This is a genomic window from Paenibacillus thiaminolyticus (assembly GCF_003591545.1).
GTDB classification, from domain to species: domain Bacteria; phylum Bacillota; class Bacilli; order Paenibacillales; family Paenibacillaceae; genus Paenibacillus_B; species Paenibacillus_B thiaminolyticus_A.
The window spans coordinates 1-16,496 of sequence record NZ_QYZD01000033.1 but is presented as its reverse complement, the minus strand read 5'-3'; the positions used below and the strand labels follow the sequence as shown (position 1 = coordinate 16,496).

Here is a 16,496-nt window from a genome sequence, read left to right as displayed (position 1 = left end):
CTTATCGGAACAGACCGTCTCCGCCCAGCAATTTGGCCACCCTGTCCGCCAGAAGCAGCAGAATCATATTAATGAGAGAACGGAACAGGCTGACCGCCGTGGAAAACGAGAAGTCCGTCGAAGACTGGAACGTAATCCGGTAAATATACACATCCAATACTTCCGACACGTTCTTCGTCGCCGCGTTCGCCAAGTTGAAAATCTGGTCGAAGCCCGACGACATCAGGCCTCCCACCGACAAAATGAACATGATGGTGACGGTAGGCAAAATGTTCGGCAGCGTAATCCGGAACATCTGCTGCATGCGCGACGCGCCGTCGATCTGGGCCGACTCGTACTGATCCTGGTCGATCCCGGATATCGCAGCCAAATAGATGATCGCGCCCCATCCGGTCGACTTCCAAATATCCGTGAGCAGCAGCATCGGAACGAACATCTCCTCCGATCCGAGGAAATTGATCGTCGGCAAGCCGAGCAGCGCCAAGGCGCTGTTCACGAGCCCGTCATACGCCAGCACATTGATGACGACGCCGGATACGATAATCCAGGACAGGAAATGAGGAAACGTAAAGACCGTCTGGAAGATTTTTTTCGTCCGCCGCATCCGCAGCTCGTTCAGCATCAGCGCGAGCAGAATCGGAAACGGGAACTGAATGACGAGCTTAATAATATTGATGTACAGCGTTCTCCATAAGGCGTCGATGAACGCCGGATCGCGAAACACGTACTTGAAATTCTCGAATCCGACCCACGGGCTGCCCCATATTCCGAGATTCGCCTTGTAATCCTTGAAGGCGAGCGAGAGGCCGCCCATCGGCAAGTAGGCGAACAGCAGCAGCCATATCAATCCGGGAAGAAGCAGCGTATATACCATTCTGTTCTTCCATAGCTGCGCAAGCAGGCTTCCGAATTTCGAATGTCCTTTCCCATGTCCGTCTGGATCTAAAGCGGTGGCTTTCAAATTGCATCTCCTCTCTCTCCCTCATTCTTGTCCTCACAATTGTTCCCCGCCCCGTGCAGCAGGTACAGCGTGCTGCCTGACCGAAGCGGGGACTCCAGGGGATAGACGACGTGGATGTTCGTTGGCATTCGCAGTGTCGTTGAGCCCGTGTCTATCGTTACATGCGCCATATGTAATCCCTTTCATTTTCAAAAGTTTAAAAGCGTAGACTTCATCCTTTTTGCAACGGGTTCGCACTTGGGATTTTAAGCTTCCTTGCGGTGTTTTTTCTGTGAAAGCGTTTTATCGAATCGTTTCGATTAAATCATAAATCTCGCTCCCTGAGCCTGTCAATGATTTTTTCGGAAATAAGCGCAAAAAATATTGAAGCATAAACTCCATCGCCCCATTTTATCTATAAATATCCATATATTGATTTAACACGACCCAAGAAAACGCTTGCTATCTGTTCGTTGACATGCTATGAAAGCGATTGTAATATGATAAATATCAGCTTAGCGCTTAATTGCGGAAACGTTTCTATTACGATGTACATAGGGAGAAGCTCCCTTCCTGCCAACGTTGTTCACTGCATCATTTCGAAATCCAATAAGGAAAGAAGGACTGATGATGTCTAATGTATTAACCGGTTTTGTCCAGCGGATAACCGAAAAAAAACTAAACGTCCTCTCCGCCCGGGTACGGCAAGGCGGCCGTCTGGCGGGGCAGTGGGATGCAAGCGAAGATATCCGCCGCGTACAGCACTCGGTTAGCAAATCGTTCACCTGCATGGCGGTCGGACTGGCGATCGAGGAAGGGAAGCTGACATTGGATACGACGCTGGGGGATGTGTTTCCCCAGCATGTGCGGGAAGGAATGGCGGACGATCCCGCCCTTGAGCCCGGCCGCATCCGCTTGTACGATCTGCTGCGGATGTCCTCCGGCCATGACGCTCCGCCGCTGTGGGCCGACGAGAGAAAGTCGCTGCAGGAGAAGGACTGGGCCAAATACTATATGTCGCTGCCGCTGGACCGCCCTCCCGGCGAGCAGTTCACCTACAGTAGCGGCGACACCTTCATGATTTCGGCGATGGTGCAGGCCGCCGTTGGCCAGACGGTCCATCAATATTTGACTCCGCGCTTGTTCGAGCCGCTTGGGATGGAACGCGTCGAGTGGGACACATCCCCGCTCGGCGTCACGCTCGGATGCGCGGGGCTGCGCATCAGCAACGAGGAGCTGAGCCGCTTCGGACAGCTGCTGCTGCAGCAGGGCGCTTGGGAAGGCGAACAGCTCATCCCTGCGGAGTGGATTGCATTCGCCACGCGCAAGCATATCGACAACGAGGGCAGCATCGACTGGAGTCAGGGCTATGGCTGCCAGTTCTGGATGTGCACGCATGACGCGTATCGTGCCGACGGGGCGCACGGGCAGTTCTGCATCGTAATCCCCGGCCGGGATGCGGCGATTGCCATCAACAGCAATGAGGGAGATATGCAGAGCATCCTTGATGCGGTCTGGGACGAGCTTCTGCCGTTGCTGTAATCACGGCCGCCTTCATAAATCCCTTCCTGCAACAGCAAGCCCCGTGCCGAGCAGTCCGGCACGGGGCTTCGACTTCGGAATCGAGGCCATCATTTCGATTTCAGATAGCGCTCATACGCCGCTTGGTAAATCTCCAGGTAACGCTTCAGATTCATCTTTTCCAGCTGCTTCACATAATTGTCCCATTGATCGAATCCGACCGCGCCCGAAGCGAACTTGTCGCGCATCTCATCGACATACGTATGAATATCCGTCTGAAGCGTCGTCAACTCATCCTGCTCCTCCGGGGTGAAGTTGAAGGCCGGCCATACCTCGCTCATCGGTATCGAATGCGGCTCCGCCTCCTCGGCGTTCTTGACCGACGAAGGCAGCCCTTCCGCCCCCTTGAAGTACTTCTGCATCACCATGCCCGGATAATAGCCGCCCGGCCAGGTAAGATATTGGCTGACCGCCTGATCCAGGTTCAAGCCGTCCGGATTGTTCGTGATCGTATCCAGATACTCGTATTCGCCCTTGTCATTCACTTTGTATGTCACGCCTTCGAAGCCCATGAAGAACATTTTGACCCCTTCGTCGCTGTAGAAATGATCCATCCAGCGAATGGCCGCTTCCGGGTTCTTCGCTTTGTCCGTCAGCACGAACATGCCGATATTGCCGAGCGGCGATCCGATGTTGGTCGCGGTCTCGTCGCCGTACGGGCCCTCGAGCACCGGCATGCCGACATAGCCCTCCTGGTTGTAGACGGCCTTCGGATTCACGCCGTCCAGGAAGCCGTACACGCCGGCCGTCGCCTTGGACGTAAGGTCAGTGTCCTTCATCGTGAATGTCTCCGGATCGAACAGTCCGTCCGCGTGCAGCTTCGCGACATATTGCAGCAGTCCCTTGTACTGCTTCGTCGCCGGCACGAACCGGAGCTTGCCGGTATCCGGATCGAGGTCGACGTTCGGATTGGCCGTTCCGTTCTTGTTCAGTCCGAACGAGCCCTTCAGGAAGTTGATCATAATCCAGACGCCCCTGGACCCCCACGGGATCTCATCCTTTTTCCCGTTGCCGTTCGGGTCGCCGTCCTTGATCGCCTTCAGCACCGTATGCAGCTCCTCCAGATTGGTCGGCGGCTGCAGCCCCAGCTTGTCGAGCCATTCCTTTTTCATCCACGGCGTCCCGTAGAACAGCGACTTGAAGTCCGGGTGGAACACGGTCGGCAGGCCGTAAATGCTGCCGTCCGGCATCGTAATGCCCTGCTTCACGATCGGGTATTTCTCCATCAACGCCTTGAAATTCGGGGCATGCTCGTCGATCAGCTCGTTCAGCCGCAGGAAGGTGCCTTGGCTTCCGTACTTGATCAGATCGCTCTTGGCGAAGGCGGAGGCGAAGAAAATCTCGGGATAATCGCCGCCGGCCAGCTTGATGTTGCGCTTCTCCTTCAGGCTGTCGACCTGCACCGTCTCCCAATCGATATGAATATTGGTCATCTTCTCGTATTCTTCCCAGAGCATCAGCTTGCTCCAGTCCGCCGAAGCATAGAACTTCGCGGCGAAGCCGGACATCGTTATCTTCTCCTTGGCGATCGGCATCCCTTCCTTGTTCATCTTGGCGAGCCGCTCTTCGCTGTTGCCGGCATCGGCTCCTCCCCCTCCGCCGCTGCCTCCGCATGCCGTAATCAGCAGCGAGAAGCTCAGCAGCACACTCATTGTCGTCATCAGCCATTTTTTTGCTTGCACAACATTTCCCCCCTTTTGCTTGTGCTCGGTTACCCCTTCAGAGCTCCAATCATGATGCCCTTGACAAAATAGCGCTGCAGGAACGGATACAGGATGAGCATCGGCAAATTCGCCACCACCAGTACCGCATATTTCAATCCCTCCACACTCATCTTCATCTTCACCGCCGATTCCGACGTCAGCTTGATCATGTCGCCCGAATCGCTCTGAATCAGAATCTCGCGCAGAATGAGCTGCAGCGGGAATTTGTCCTTGCTGGACAAGTAAATCAGCGCGTTGAAATAGGAATTCCAGTGGCCTACCGCATAGAACAGCACCATGACGGCGATAATCGGCATCGACAGGGGCAGGACGATGCGCAGCAGCGTCTGCATATGGCTGCATCCGTCAATCATGGCCGCCTCCTGAATCTCGCCAGGTATCGATTGCTGGAAGAACGTACGCATAATGATGATGTTCCAGACCGCAACGGCGTTCGGAATCACCATTACCCATAGCGTGTCGAGCATATTCAAGTTTTTGATGAGCAAGTACGTAGGAATGAGCCCGCCCCCGAAGAACATGGTGAAGACGATCATGGCGGTAATCAGCCCTCGGCCGAGGAAGTCTTTGCGGGCGAGCGGATACGCCGCGCATATCGTCATGATGAGATTGATGGCCGTGCCGAGAAGGGTGTATAGAATCGTGTTGCCGTAACCAAGGAGGATGTCTTTATTCTGAAAAATTTTGGCGTATGCGTCGAAGTTGATTTGCTTCGGAATCAGCCACATCTCGCCGCGCAGCACCGTCTCCGGGTTGCTGACAGAAGCGCTCAGGACAAAAAGAAGCGGATAGAGCACAATGAGCATGACCAGCGTTAACAGGACGTAATTGACGACATCGAAGATGCGGTCTCCGATGGAGCGATCGATCATGGCAACCCCCTCCTTACCATAGGCTCGTCGTGCTTACGCGTCTGGCGATCGAGTTCACGATAATCAAGAGCGCGAAGTTCACAACCGAATTGAATAATCCGACCGCGGCGGAGAAGCTGTACTGCGCATCCAGTATCCCGCTGCGGTACACATAGGTGGAGATGACATCCGAGCTGGCGAGATTCAGATTGTTCTGCATCAGGAAAATTTTCTCGAACCCCACCGCCATGACCGTCCCGAGATTGAGGATCAGCAAAATAATTATCGTCGGGGCAATCGTCGGAATATTGATATGCCAGATGCGCTGCAGCTTGCTCGCCCCATCAATCGTCGCCGCTTCATGCAGTTGAAGATCGACACCGGACAAGGCCGCCAAATAAATGATCGAGCTCCAGCCCATCGTCTGCCACACATCTGACAGTACATACAGCGTCTTGAACCAATTCGCATCCGTCATGAAGGCAATCGGCTCCCCGCCCAGGGCGACAATCAGATGGTTGACGATGCCCATGCTCGGGTTCAGGAAAATAAAGAGCATGCCGACCACAACGACGACAGACAGAAAATGCGGCGCGTACGTAATCGTCTGCACGGTCTTCTTGAACCATTCCGCCTTCGCTTCATTCAGCATCAAGGCCAGCAATATCGGGATCGGAAAGCTGACCAGCAGCGTGTACAGACTGATTGTAAGCGCATTCACAATAAGACGTTCAAAGAAATAGCTGCTGAAAAACCGTTCGAAATGCTTGAAGCCCACCCAAGGGCTGTCCCAGATTCCTTTGGAAGCGATGAAGTCCTTGAACGCGATCTGCACGCCGTACATCGGCAAATAATGAAAAATGATATAGTAAATAACGACCGGCGTAATGAGCGCATACAGCTGCCAGTTGCGCTTGATCGAGCGCCAGACCCAGGAGGCTCTGCGCGCCGGGACCGCCGGGAGACTCTCGGTTGTAACCCCTGCTTTGCTCAACTCTTCATTCACTCTCCTTCCTCTCTCCATTGACAAAATAGCGCTGCTCGATACTGGCTTTTTTCAATTAAAAAACATCAATTATACTTTTTTGTAATTTTTTAACAAGATCAAATATTGGTTAATGGTTCCCGCTTCTCGATGCCGCGGAAATTCGCCGCACGAGCTGCGAGAACCTGCTTCATACCTATGTCAGTTGCCGCTGCCCTGGAGCACTGCCGCATCCGGCGCCGGAGAGACCTGCACCACACCGCCGCCGCCGCGCAGCGATTCCGTCGCTGCACAGCCTACAGCCACGCTCATGCGGCCCGCCAGCGGCGGCGCTACCGGCATCTTGCCGTCGAGAATCATGTCTACGAAGTCCTTGCAAATATTCGGATCGGCACCGCCATGGGATCCCTTCGCTTCCTTAATCTCGTACACCCGGTTGGACAGCTCGCGCGGATTGTTCGAGCGGCGGGTCCATACATAGACCTTGTTCTCCAGCTCGTTGTTCTCCATCCGCCCTTCGGTTCCGATAAATGTATAATTGCGCTGATAATCCGGCGTGAAATGACATTGCAAATACGATGCCTTAATTCCGCCTTCCAGCTCCATAATGACCATATTATTGTCTTCCACATTCACTTCCTCGCGGAAGGCGCATTCGATCAGGCTGCTTGGGCTGACCTCGGTGCACGTCTCCCGCTCATCGCATGCCGGACAAGTCAGGTCGTTCGGCTTGTCGCCGCCGTAGAAATCGAGCCCGCCGAACGCCGACACCTTCGTCGCGTAGCGTCCGGTAATCCAATGAATGATGTCGATATCATGAGAGCCCTTTTGCAGAAGCAGCCCGGTCGAATTGGCGGAATTCGCATGCCAGTCGTGGAAATAGAAGTATCCTCCCCAGCCTACGAAATGGCGCACCCATACGGCCTTAATCTCGCCGATGACGCCGGAATCGACAATCTCCTTCATCGTCCGATACATATTCATATACCGCATATTGAAGCCGACCATCAGCTTCTTGCCGGATTCCTGCCACGCCTTGAGGATGTTGTCGCAGCCGTCGACGGTGATCGCGAGCGGCTTCTCACAAAAGACATGCTTGCCGGCCTTCAGCGCAGCCACCGCATGCTCTTCATGGCAATAATCGGGCGAAGTAACCGCAATCGCATCAATATCCTCCCGCGTGAGCAGCTCGCGGTAATCGGTCGTCACGAAGGCATCCGGGTTAATCTCCTTCCGGAATTCCTCCAGCTTCTCCGGATAAATATCCGCTGCTCCGACGACGACGGAACGGCCGTCCGGCTTATGCCAGTACTTCGCAATCCCGCCCCGCCCGCGGGCTCCGATCATTCCTATGCGTACTTGCTGCATGATTCTGTCCCCTTTTCACCTTGGAGTATTCAACCTCTGGAACATACGATTACGCGCATAAGCGCAATGAAGCGGATGATGACAGGCAATAACTCGAGGCAGTTTTCTCATTGCGTTTGCGCAATAATCGGCGTGCGCAAATATGCGCAAATAATTGTGAACAAACAGGCTGCTATCGTCCGGCACCCGTCCATTGTCAAGGCTTTCTTTCATGCTTGTGGACATTATATATCGGGTGATTCGCCAACGTCAACCTGTATTGTTCAAAAAAACGTAAAAATTCATTTGGATATTTGGGGCAAATAATTTGCATCGCCCCGATCCCAGGGATATGCCAAGGAACAAGCCGTGCGGGGACAAAATAGATAACTTCAGGTCAGATACGTTAAAAATCGCCGCTCCCTTCCTTACAGGAAAAAGAGCGGCGATTGCCAACTTAATACATTCATATCACGTGCATAATTACAATCTCGCGATAAGAGACATCGTTATTCTGGTCATATCCATGAAGGGACTATCCCTCTTTACAAATCACGAACTTTCAAGACGGTTCCTTTCTGGATGATCATTCCGTGAGGTCATTCCTTATTGATCTCGATCATCTTATCCTCCACGGTTAAGTTCGCTTTATGAGTGACACATATTTTATAAAGCGTAAGCTAAATAAACCAGCTGCCAAATAGCCGACTGCCCCCGCGAGAATGGCCCCTGATCCAAACATTTGGTATCGGTCAGCCGGATAACCAACCAACCGGTTATCATTAAATTGATGTTGCGCACCAATTCTAGTGAATTTACGTACAGGGATGAGAAACCCCCATGCTTCCGAACGCAAAATATTGGATGCCGAAAGATATAAAAAACAAACATGAGTATATTTAAAGCGAGAAAATCAATGTTACGGTGATGAATGAATCACTACCGATCGGTAACATTTTTATATGAGTTGACACCTATAGAAATAGGTTGTTCGATATAAGTTGAATTAAGGCTGGAAAACAACGGAAAGGAAATTCAACCTGCATGTCGAATAAGATAAATTTTAAGTAGAGAAACGGTCTTTCTAAGCGGCAATCAGAGAATCATACACAGTACGGGCAAGCATCGCGAAGCTAAGCTGCTAGCAAAATAATGCGAGAATAATGGAAAAAATAAATAAAAGGTGGTTTTGGTATGAACAAACAAAATATTGGGTTTCTTCTTACGGACAAATTGTGGGAGGATCCAAATGCAGCGCTAAAAATACTGGAAGAGAATCAAGAAGATTTGCTGTGGTTGGATACCGATGCCTTATTTCCTTCACAAACATTTATTGTTGATCAATTTCCGCGAGTACTTAGATATCCTGCAAGTGATACCCTAGAGATTTTTTACGATAAATGTAAAAAAAATGAGTTGTTGATGAAAAAATATGCAAAAATCGAAGAACGTTACTTAGAAGTAATACAACAGTTGTGGGGCTTAAGCGATGTTATAATTTATAGTAATATTGTCGAGCGTATTGATCAATTATTGGAACAGTTCCCCTCCGAGAAAAGTTATTTTGATAGACTTTTAGAAAAAACAAAGAAAAAGCAAGAACAATTTATTTCATTGGATACGTTTGATGATATTGAGTTTTTAACCAAACTCTCCTTAAAAGATAAAGTCTGCTCTTGTTTTGTTTTTAAAAAAATAAAAATGACGGTATGGATTAATGGCTTGGTATTAAAAGTTTTTGTAGTAAACAAAGATGATCGAGAGTTATTGAATCTTATCTGTACCACTCACGGCCTGTACGTAAGACAACGGACTTCACTGTAGTTGATATATTTACCTGAATACATGGCTATACAGAACGCCTGCATACTCCTTTTTACGGTAACAGAAGAATTAAAGACTTCATGAAATTTTGCCATTGTGCGTAGGATCATGTTTGTGATATTTATAATGCTCCTCATTGTCAAGACACGTTTTTTTGAGAAATAAGCTATGTCCTCCTTTCGGCGAAATTCAAGATGCGATTTTCTTGTCATTATCGGCGTAAAATTGCACGGGACTCGCTTCGCCAAGTGACTGGTGAGGGCGCTCCTGATTGTAAAATTGGACGTAGCGAGCTATCCCATGACGTAGCGCACGAGGGTTCTCAAATTCTTGAAGAAGGATGCATTCATACTTGAGCGATCGAAAGAAGCGCTCTGTTTGGCTGTTGTCAGTTGCCCGGCCTTTGCTGTCCATCGAGACTTTGATCCCTTCCTTCTCAAGCAGTTCCAGATAGTCTTTGTTCGTAAAGTGCGAGTCTTGATCGCTATTCATGATATCCGGTTTACAGTGGCTAAATGCCCTCTTGAGGCATCTAAGCACGAAGCCCTTTTCAAGGGTACTGGACAGTTCGTAATCGATCACCTTCCCGCTGTACCAGTCGATGATGAGAAAGAGGTACATGAATCCCTTGCCCATCCCTAGATACGTAAACACCCCAAACGTGATTGGGGCGATCGATGTTCAGGCCGAAAAGCAAGTAAGGACGTTTGTAAAGGGAGTGAAGCCGTCTGCTAAGGTTTGGCTTCGGATAGATCGCTTCCAGACCCATGATCTGCATCAAGCGGCGTACACGCTTGCGATTCACTTCATGCGCTTGGTCGCGGAGGAACCTCGTCATACGCCGATAGCTGAAGTAAAAAGGTGAAGGTAGCCTGATAGGAAAGTAGTTACGTACAAAAGGAATAATTTACCTTTAATATTATTATCATTTGCCCTATCCGATATTATAAAAAAGAATAAAATCCCTTTTTATGGTATTATATCCCTAAAATAGTAAATACCTCAAAGGGAGTGTTTGCAATGAAAAAGATTTTTATCAAGTTGTTATCTGGACTTTTTATTGCTTCATTTTTACTTACAGCAGTACCCCAACCTTCCTCAGCAACGGCTTTGATGCTTTATTTAAAACTAGTACAAATGGCTCAGGATGTGGCAGACTCATTACCGAATGATATTATGGAAGATGATAAAACGGTAGACTTAGATAAATTCAAGGACAAGCATGGGAATACGCCTAAAACAAAAAGTTCAGGCGAATTTAAATATGGAAGATGGTCTATCGAGAAAGACACTGCTGGACATTTGGGGTATAACGGAAAGGAAAAGAAGTGGAAATTGAACAAAAGTGGTGAAAGAAAAGCTTCTCTGGATGAAGATGGAGTAGTTTTGGGCAAATAATCGAGTAAGAAGAATCGCATCATCGTTGCACGGTTCTTTCGTACACCATACTTTCAATAACATTACCACCATTAGAAAGTAGATTTTCTTGGCTCTTTCGCTTCCCAAAATATGGGAAATCGGAAGGGCTGATTTTCTTTAAATCAAGGATTGTACCTTTAAACAAGGTTACGAAATCTTGATTCTTTGAAAGCTTTCCTCGTGGTTGCTATGGTGGTGGAACAGGAGACATTCCCGACGACTATCTCTCTGTAAATAAAAGTACCGCTAACCACTCTACGTAATGGAGGATCATATTTTTGAAACGTTTATTGGCATACTTTTAACTGCAACGCAAATAACCTTCATTGGCATGAAGGTTATGGATAAATATGGATTTACGCTTTTTAGGGCTCGCTTTTATTAAGGATGGCATAGATGTGATGGAGAAGCTTGTTGGCCCAGGCGATCACAACCACCTTGTAGGGCTTGCCCTCTTTCCTTTTCTTCTCATAGTAATTACTTATCCTTCGGTTTGAACCTCTGCGAATTCCGCACTGTACAGCAAGATATAATGCCCGGCGTAGTCTCTTAGATCCCCGTTTCGTTATCCGGTTGCTTGTCGCTGTGAACTTTCCTGAGCTGTATATTCCCGGATCTAACCCTGCATAGGCAACGACTTGCTTTTGCATCTTTGAACTGACTTGCATCTCCGAGTTCCGCTACGATGGTTGCCGCCAGTTTGTTTCCCACACCCGGGATACTTTTAATCAATTCAACTTCAGGTAATTCCAAAGCCAACTCTTCAATCTGCTTTCCAAATGATTTAACTGCTTGTCAAACTCTAATAGCAATGAGACCATGCTAGTCAGCGCTATGCTCTGGGCTAAGCTTCTAACTTGGGTGTTCCAGACCAGCATGAGTTCTTTGAGCCGTTCTGTTTTCTCCGCAATCCATTTTTTCGAATGGGATTTACCCACACATGTACAGATGAGCTCTTGGGCATCTCCTGTCTTCTTCTCCAGGCATCGCTCTAGCTCTTTCAATGACGTTGTTGCATACAGATTGTGAAATAATCCGATGAACCTGGAAATACTTGTTCAAGTAATGCCCTGCTATTTAACTTAGCCTGCACGTACATCGCAGTTACAAACTCATGTTGCCTCGTCAAGTGCTGAAGCTCCGTGTAGGATTCTTCCCACTCACGGTGTGCTTTAACGTCCCCACGGTAGTACATTTCTGCCAAATGCCAAGCATCTGCTGCATCTGTTTTAACCTTACGCAACTGCGTGCCTTTTGATCGTTTAGCTTGCAGAGGATTGACAATGTAATGAATCCATCCGCCGCGTTTAAGATACCCGACTAGGCTACGATGGTAATGCCCCGTTGCCTCAAGGACAACGACTGGTTCAACGCCACTTACATCTCCCAGTTCACCCAACAATTCCCCTAACCGTTCAAAACCTTCCTCTCCGTGCTGAAGGTTCTCCATCCTCCTGTATGGTACGTTTCGTCCTATAAAGGACTGTATTACGCTAAATCCCTTCGCCACGTCAACTCCTACTACTGGCTGCATAATAACCTCCTTGACTCGATTCACCGGCATTCCCACATGGCTTCCAAACCCATAGCTTCGCTTGTGATGCGAGGTCAAAAGCCTCTACCAGCTCAAACATGGTCATTGGACGGTAGTGAGAGAACAGTTTTTTTGACGGGATCTGCGTCCCTAAGCCACCCTCGTTCTCCCGGCTACCACCATCGTAAAACACCTACAAAAATAGGCCAACCAGAAATCTCTGGCTGAACTAATAATACGAAAAGCCACTCTGCTTCCAAAATAGAAAGCGAGTGGCGAACAATTAAATCAGTCCGAACTCTTTGCCAACCTTCGTCAGCACTTCCTGGGCGAACGCGAGGTCCTGCTCGGTATGCTGCGCCGTCACGATGAGGCGGACGCGGCCTTTGTCCATGGCGACCGTCGGATAGACGATGCCCTGCGCGCAGATCCCTTCCTCCATCAGGCGGCGGGAGAATTGATTCGTGCGGGCCGGATCGCCGACGATAATCGGAATGATCGGCGTCTCGCTCACGCCGGTGTCGAAGCCGTCCGCCTGCAGCATGCTGCGGAACGAGTTCGCGTTGTGCCAGAGCCGCTCGGTCAATTCGGGCTCCGTCTTGAGCACCTCGATCGCGGCGAGGCAGGTGGCCGCGACTGAAGGTGGCAGCGACGTGCTGAACAGGAACGAGCGCGCTACATTGGTCAAGTAGTCCTTCAAGGAATGCGAGCTGGCCACATAACCGCCAACGGCGCCGATCGCCTTCGACAGCGTGCCAACCTGGATATGCACCCGGCCATGCAGGCCGAAGTGATCGGTGGAGCCTTTGCCATGCTTCCCGAGCACACCGCTGGCATGAGCGTCGTCAACATATACGATCGCGTCATACCGTTCCGCCAGCTCAACGATATGCGGCAGCGGAGCGATATCGCCGTCCATGCTGAATACGCCGTCGGTGACGACGACCCGCTGGCGGAACCCGCCGCTCTCCTTGAGCGCCGCTTCGAGCTGATCCATGTCCTTGTGCGCATAAATGCGCTTGTTCGTCTTCGTCAGGCGAATCCCGTCGATGATGCTGGCATGATTCAATTCATCGCTGATGACGACATCGTCCGGACCAAGCAGCGAGGCCAACACCCCCTGGTTCGTCGTGAAGCCCGACTGGAAGACCAGCGTCGCCTCTGTGCCCTTGAATTCGGCCAGCCGGCGCTCCAGCTCGTCATGGATGTCGAGCGTGCCCGTAATCGTCCGCACGGAACCGGCGCCGACGCCGTACTTCGCAATCGCGTCCGCAGCCGCCTGCTTCAATGCGGGATGCTGTGTCAGCCCCAAATAGTTGTTCGACGACATCTGCAGGACGCGCTTGCCTCCCTGCAGCGTCATCCAAGAATCCGATCCGCCTTCCCATACGGTAAGCGGACGGTAGCGACCCGAATCCTTCAAATCCTTCAATTGCTGCTCAATCACATCAAATCCGGCCATGCTGCCGCACCTCCATCTCTACATTTGTTATTGCTGGTGTATAAATACAATTTTGCCGCAATTCCCCGAAGACATCAAGTCGAATGCTTCCTCATACCGGTCCAATGTCAGCCGGTGCGTAATGAGCGGGGTCAAATCGATCCGTCCCCGTTCGAGCAGGCCTTTGAGCTGATACCATGTATCGTACATGCGGCGCCCGGTAATGCCTACCAGCTGCAAGCCTTTGAAAATGACATCCTCCGCGAGATCGAAGGAGACCTCCTTGCTCGGAATGCCCAGAAGCGAGACGCGGCCGGCTTGAGCCGCCGCCTTCAATGCGTCGCGGATCGCATCGGGGTGTCCAGACATTTCCAGCACCACTTCCGCGCCTTCTCCGTTCGTCGCCTCCCGGATCGCCTGTACCGAATTCACTTCCTTGCTGTTGACGATGACATCCGCCCCCATCGTCTTCGCCATCTCGAGCCGGTACGGATTGATGTCCACCGCAATAATCGTTCCGCTGCCGCAAGCCTTCGCGACCGCAATCGCCATCAGCCCGATCGGGCCGACGCCGACGACCGCGACGCTCTTGCCGACGATGTCTCCGGCCAGCACCGTCTGCACGGCATTGCCGAGCGGATCCTGCAAGCAAGCGATTTCAAACGGAAGCTTCGGATCGTTCTGGATGACATTGCTAGCCCGCAGAACGGCGTATTCGCCGAAGCAGCCGGGCAGCGTAATCCCGAAGCTGCGCGTATGCGGGCAGACATGGGCATTGCCGGTTCGGCATGCTTTGCATACGCCGCAGACGACATGGCCTTCCCCTGATACATGATCGCCCGCCTTCACATTCGTCACCCGGTCGCCGACAGCCTCCACAATGCCAGCAAATTCATGCCCGAACACATTCGGAGTGACGACCGTACGGGCCGCCCAATCATCCCATTTATAAATATGAACGTCCGTTCCGCAGATGGAGGACGCCTTGACGCGAACCAACACTTCATCCGGACCGTACGCCGGAACCGGTACTTCCTTCAAGACGGCTCCAGGCTTGCGTTCTGCCTTGACCAAACCGATCATCGTCGCTGTCATTTACGGATTGCTCCTCCCATATTTTTTACATACAATAGAAAGAAAACGGATACCAATACTTCATACTGTTGTATAATATACTACACAAATGTACGCTATATTGTATATGGTCTTTTGTATTGTTTTGAGATATCCGGTACAGAGTGGGAGAGGAGAACCGCCATGCAAGAACCGATCCACAAAAAAATCGGGAAAAACCTGCAAGAGATCCGCAAATCGCGGGGACTGAGCCTGGACCAGGTGTCGGACATGTCCGGCGTCAGCAAAGGCATGCTCGGGCAAATCGAGCGAGGGGAATCGAATCCGACCATTTCAGTATTATGGAAAATTGTGAATGGTCTGCGCATCTCCTTCGCAACCCTGATGGAGGAATCCACGCCGAGTGTGTCAATCGTCAAGGTGGAGGATATTACCCCGCTCGTGGAGGAAGATGGGGCATACCGTACGTTTCCTATCTTTCCATTTGAACAGGACAAGGGGTTCGAGGTGTATAGCGTGGAGGTGGACCCGGGGTGCTCCCATGTGTCGGAAGCCCACTACGACGGCGTCGAAGAGTTCATCATGGTGATTGACGGCGTGCTTCACGTCTCGCTGGGCGGCGACGAATACGTGCTGGAGCCGAAGACGACGATGCGCTTCACCGCCGACCAGGTTCATACGTACACGAACCGCACCGACCGCACCATTCGCTACATGACCCTGCTGCACTACCCGTCCGCGAACAGATAACGCTAGCCAGGAACGGAACATACTGTCCGTACTCCGAACAATAGAGAAGGCGCTCCCTGACCGGAGCGCCTTCGTGGCGTTATCTGCGGTTCCTCCTCAAGCCAGATAGCTGTAGACGGGCTCGATCTCGGGCATCCGCTTTCTGCTATACACAGGCCTGCCTTGGCCTTCATATGGAACGCTCCTAAAATAACCACCTTCGGCTTGCCAGACAGCTCAGCCACGCCGTCACCTCGCATCTTTTTTGCTCACCTGATTGGTAACGGCATTTCCACACGCCTCTGCCTTCTTCCTTCCTTTCATGCAATATCCCATTGGGTCAGGGGATCTCCCGGCTGTCTGCCGTTTCTCGCTTGGTTCATGGCGCTCCCTCGCCTGCATTATCCCGTCCGGTCAGGGGCTTCGTCCTTTGGTTCAATATCCCGTCTGGTCAGGTAACTCCCCGTATCTCTATTATCCCATCTGGTCAGATCACCCGCCTTACCTCCATTATCCCGTCCGGTCAGGCAACCCGCCTTATCTCCATAATCCCATCTGCTCAGGGGCTTCGTCCTTTGGCTCAATATCCCTTTCTATCAGGAAAAATAAATTCAAAATGTGCTCTGTTGACGTCAATATAGGCTGAAAAGAGGGGGAAAGAGCAACTCGGACATACCGGGTGTTCCGGAGGTACGTTTCACTCTGACCTGGAAGTGCTGCTCCTGAGCAAATGGGAGAGTGAAGTAAGGTGGCGGAAGAGGGTTATAATTATCCGTTCCGCTGCGCTCACCAAGGAAGGCGCGGTCTTGGACACACTGCCTGTAAGGCTGCCTGTCAGAAGGAAGGAAAGCTCCCGTATTAACGCACGGCATCACAAAACCCCCAATAACAGGCTGTTGAGAAAGTCCGAGGGATTTTGTGGCACTTCATTTTTTGTGTGGTGGATCTCGTCTCTCAGTAGAAAAAAATCGATTTAAAACACTGTGGGTGCCCACTAGCGTTGCATCAAACTTTTCACGACGTTCACCATAAGTCTCTATATTTGTA

The 16,496-nt window shown here is 50.9% G+C and carries 13 protein-coding genes and 1 pseudogene; 4 read left to right on the top strand and 10 right to left on the bottom strand.

The features are described from left to right. Nucleotide 1 precedes the first annotated feature (1 nt). Entirely contained in the window at nt 2-961 is a 960-nt protein-coding gene (locus DQX05_RS24495) for an ABC transporter permease (RefSeq protein ID WP_119795975.1), read from the bottom strand. 609 nt (nt 962-1,570) lie between these two features. Here DQX05_RS24495 and DQX05_RS24485 point away from each other — a divergent pair. Then, nucleotides 1,571-2,482 carry a serine hydrolase domain-containing protein gene (locus DQX05_RS24485; RefSeq protein ID WP_119796005.1) on the top strand — a complete coding sequence of 304 codons (912 nt, stop codon included), beginning with the start codon at nt 1,571-1,573 and terminating at the stop codon, nt 2,480-2,482. Between the two features lie 89 nt (nt 2,483-2,571). Here the strand turns inward: DQX05_RS24485 and DQX05_RS24480 are convergent, their stop codons facing one another. From DQX05_RS24480 to DQX05_RS24465, 4 genes are all read right to left on the bottom strand, one after another. Then, complete coding sequence (locus DQX05_RS24480) at nt 2,572-4,203, bottom strand: extracellular solute-binding protein (protein ID WP_119795974.1); 1,632 nt, start codon at nt 4,201-4,203, stop codon at nt 2,572-2,574. Between the two features lie 29 nt (nt 4,204-4,232). Further along, nucleotides 4,233-5,117, bottom strand: coding sequence for a carbohydrate ABC transporter permease (locus DQX05_RS24475; RefSeq protein WP_119795973.1), 885 nt, complete (start codon nt 5,115-5,117; stop codon nt 4,233-4,235). Nucleotides 5,118-5,130: 13 nt separating this feature from the next. Then, entirely contained in the window at nt 5,131-6,120 is a 990-nt protein-coding gene (locus DQX05_RS24470; protein WP_259392208.1) for an ABC transporter permease, read from the bottom strand. A gap of 162 nt (nt 6,121-6,282) precedes the next feature. Continuing rightward, entirely contained in the window at nt 6,283-7,449 is a 1,167-nt protein-coding gene (locus DQX05_RS24465; RefSeq protein ID WP_119795972.1) for a Gfo/Idh/MocA family protein, read from the bottom strand. Between the two features lie 1,173 nt (nt 7,450-8,622). On the opposite strand from DQX05_RS24465, the gene DQX05_RS24460 reads away from it, so the two are divergent. Continuing rightward, complete coding sequence (locus tag DQX05_RS24460; RefSeq protein ID WP_119795971.1) at nt 8,623-9,252, top strand: hypothetical protein; 630 nt, start codon at nt 8,623-8,625, stop codon at nt 9,250-9,252. A 189-nt stretch (nt 9,253-9,441) separates the two neighbouring features. Here the strand turns inward: DQX05_RS24460 and DQX05_RS32540 are convergent, their stop codons facing one another. Continuing rightward, nucleotides 9,442-9,906 (bottom strand): transposase, encoded by a 465-nt coding sequence (locus tag DQX05_RS32540; RefSeq protein WP_397335978.1) that lies wholly within the window; start codon nt 9,904-9,906, stop codon nt 9,442-9,444. Further along, nucleotides 9,803-10,090 (bottom strand): IS3 family transposase, encoded by a 288-nt coding sequence (locus DQX05_RS33320; RefSeq protein ID WP_119795969.1) that lies wholly within the window; start codon nt 10,088-10,090, stop codon nt 9,803-9,805. Before DQX05_RS33320 ends, DQX05_RS32540 begins: the two co-directional genes overlap by 104 nt. 182 nt (nt 10,091-10,272) lie before the next feature. On the opposite strand from DQX05_RS33320, the gene DQX05_RS24445 reads away from it, so the two are divergent. Next, the gene (locus DQX05_RS24445; RefSeq protein ID WP_119795968.1) at nt 10,273-10,650 is read left to right on the top strand and encodes a hypothetical protein; all 378 of its coding nucleotides are present in this window, start codon (nt 10,273-10,275) and stop codon (nt 10,648-10,650) included. Between the two features lie 386 nt (nt 10,651-11,036). Here DQX05_RS24445 and DQX05_RS33465 read toward each other — a convergent pair. The 3 genes and pseudogenes from DQX05_RS33465 to tdh all read right to left on the bottom strand — a co-directional run bounded on the left by DQX05_RS33465 (nt 11,037) and on the right by tdh (nt 14,741). Continuing rightward, nucleotides 11,037-12,205, bottom strand: a pseudogene (locus DQX05_RS33465) (IS110 family RNA-guided transposase). Nucleotides 12,206-12,488: 283 nt separating this feature from the next. Next, complete coding sequence (locus DQX05_RS24435; protein WP_119795967.1) at nt 12,489-13,667, bottom strand: glycine C-acetyltransferase; 1,179 nt, start codon at nt 13,665-13,667, stop codon at nt 12,489-12,491. A 27-nt stretch (nt 13,668-13,694) separates the two neighbouring features. After that, the gene (tdh, locus tag DQX05_RS24430; RefSeq protein ID WP_119795966.1) at nt 13,695-14,741 is read right to left on the bottom strand and encodes an L-threonine 3-dehydrogenase; all 1,047 of its coding nucleotides are present in this window, start codon (nt 14,739-14,741) and stop codon (nt 13,695-13,697) included. A 162-nt stretch (nt 14,742-14,903) separates the two neighbouring features. Between tdh and DQX05_RS24425 the strand changes: the two genes are divergently transcribed. After that, nucleotides 14,904-15,470, top strand: a complete 567-nt coding sequence (locus DQX05_RS24425; protein ID WP_087442758.1) for a helix-turn-helix domain-containing protein — start codon at nt 14,904-14,906, stop codon at nt 15,468-15,470. Nucleotides 15,471-16,496: the final 1,026 nt, after the last annotated feature.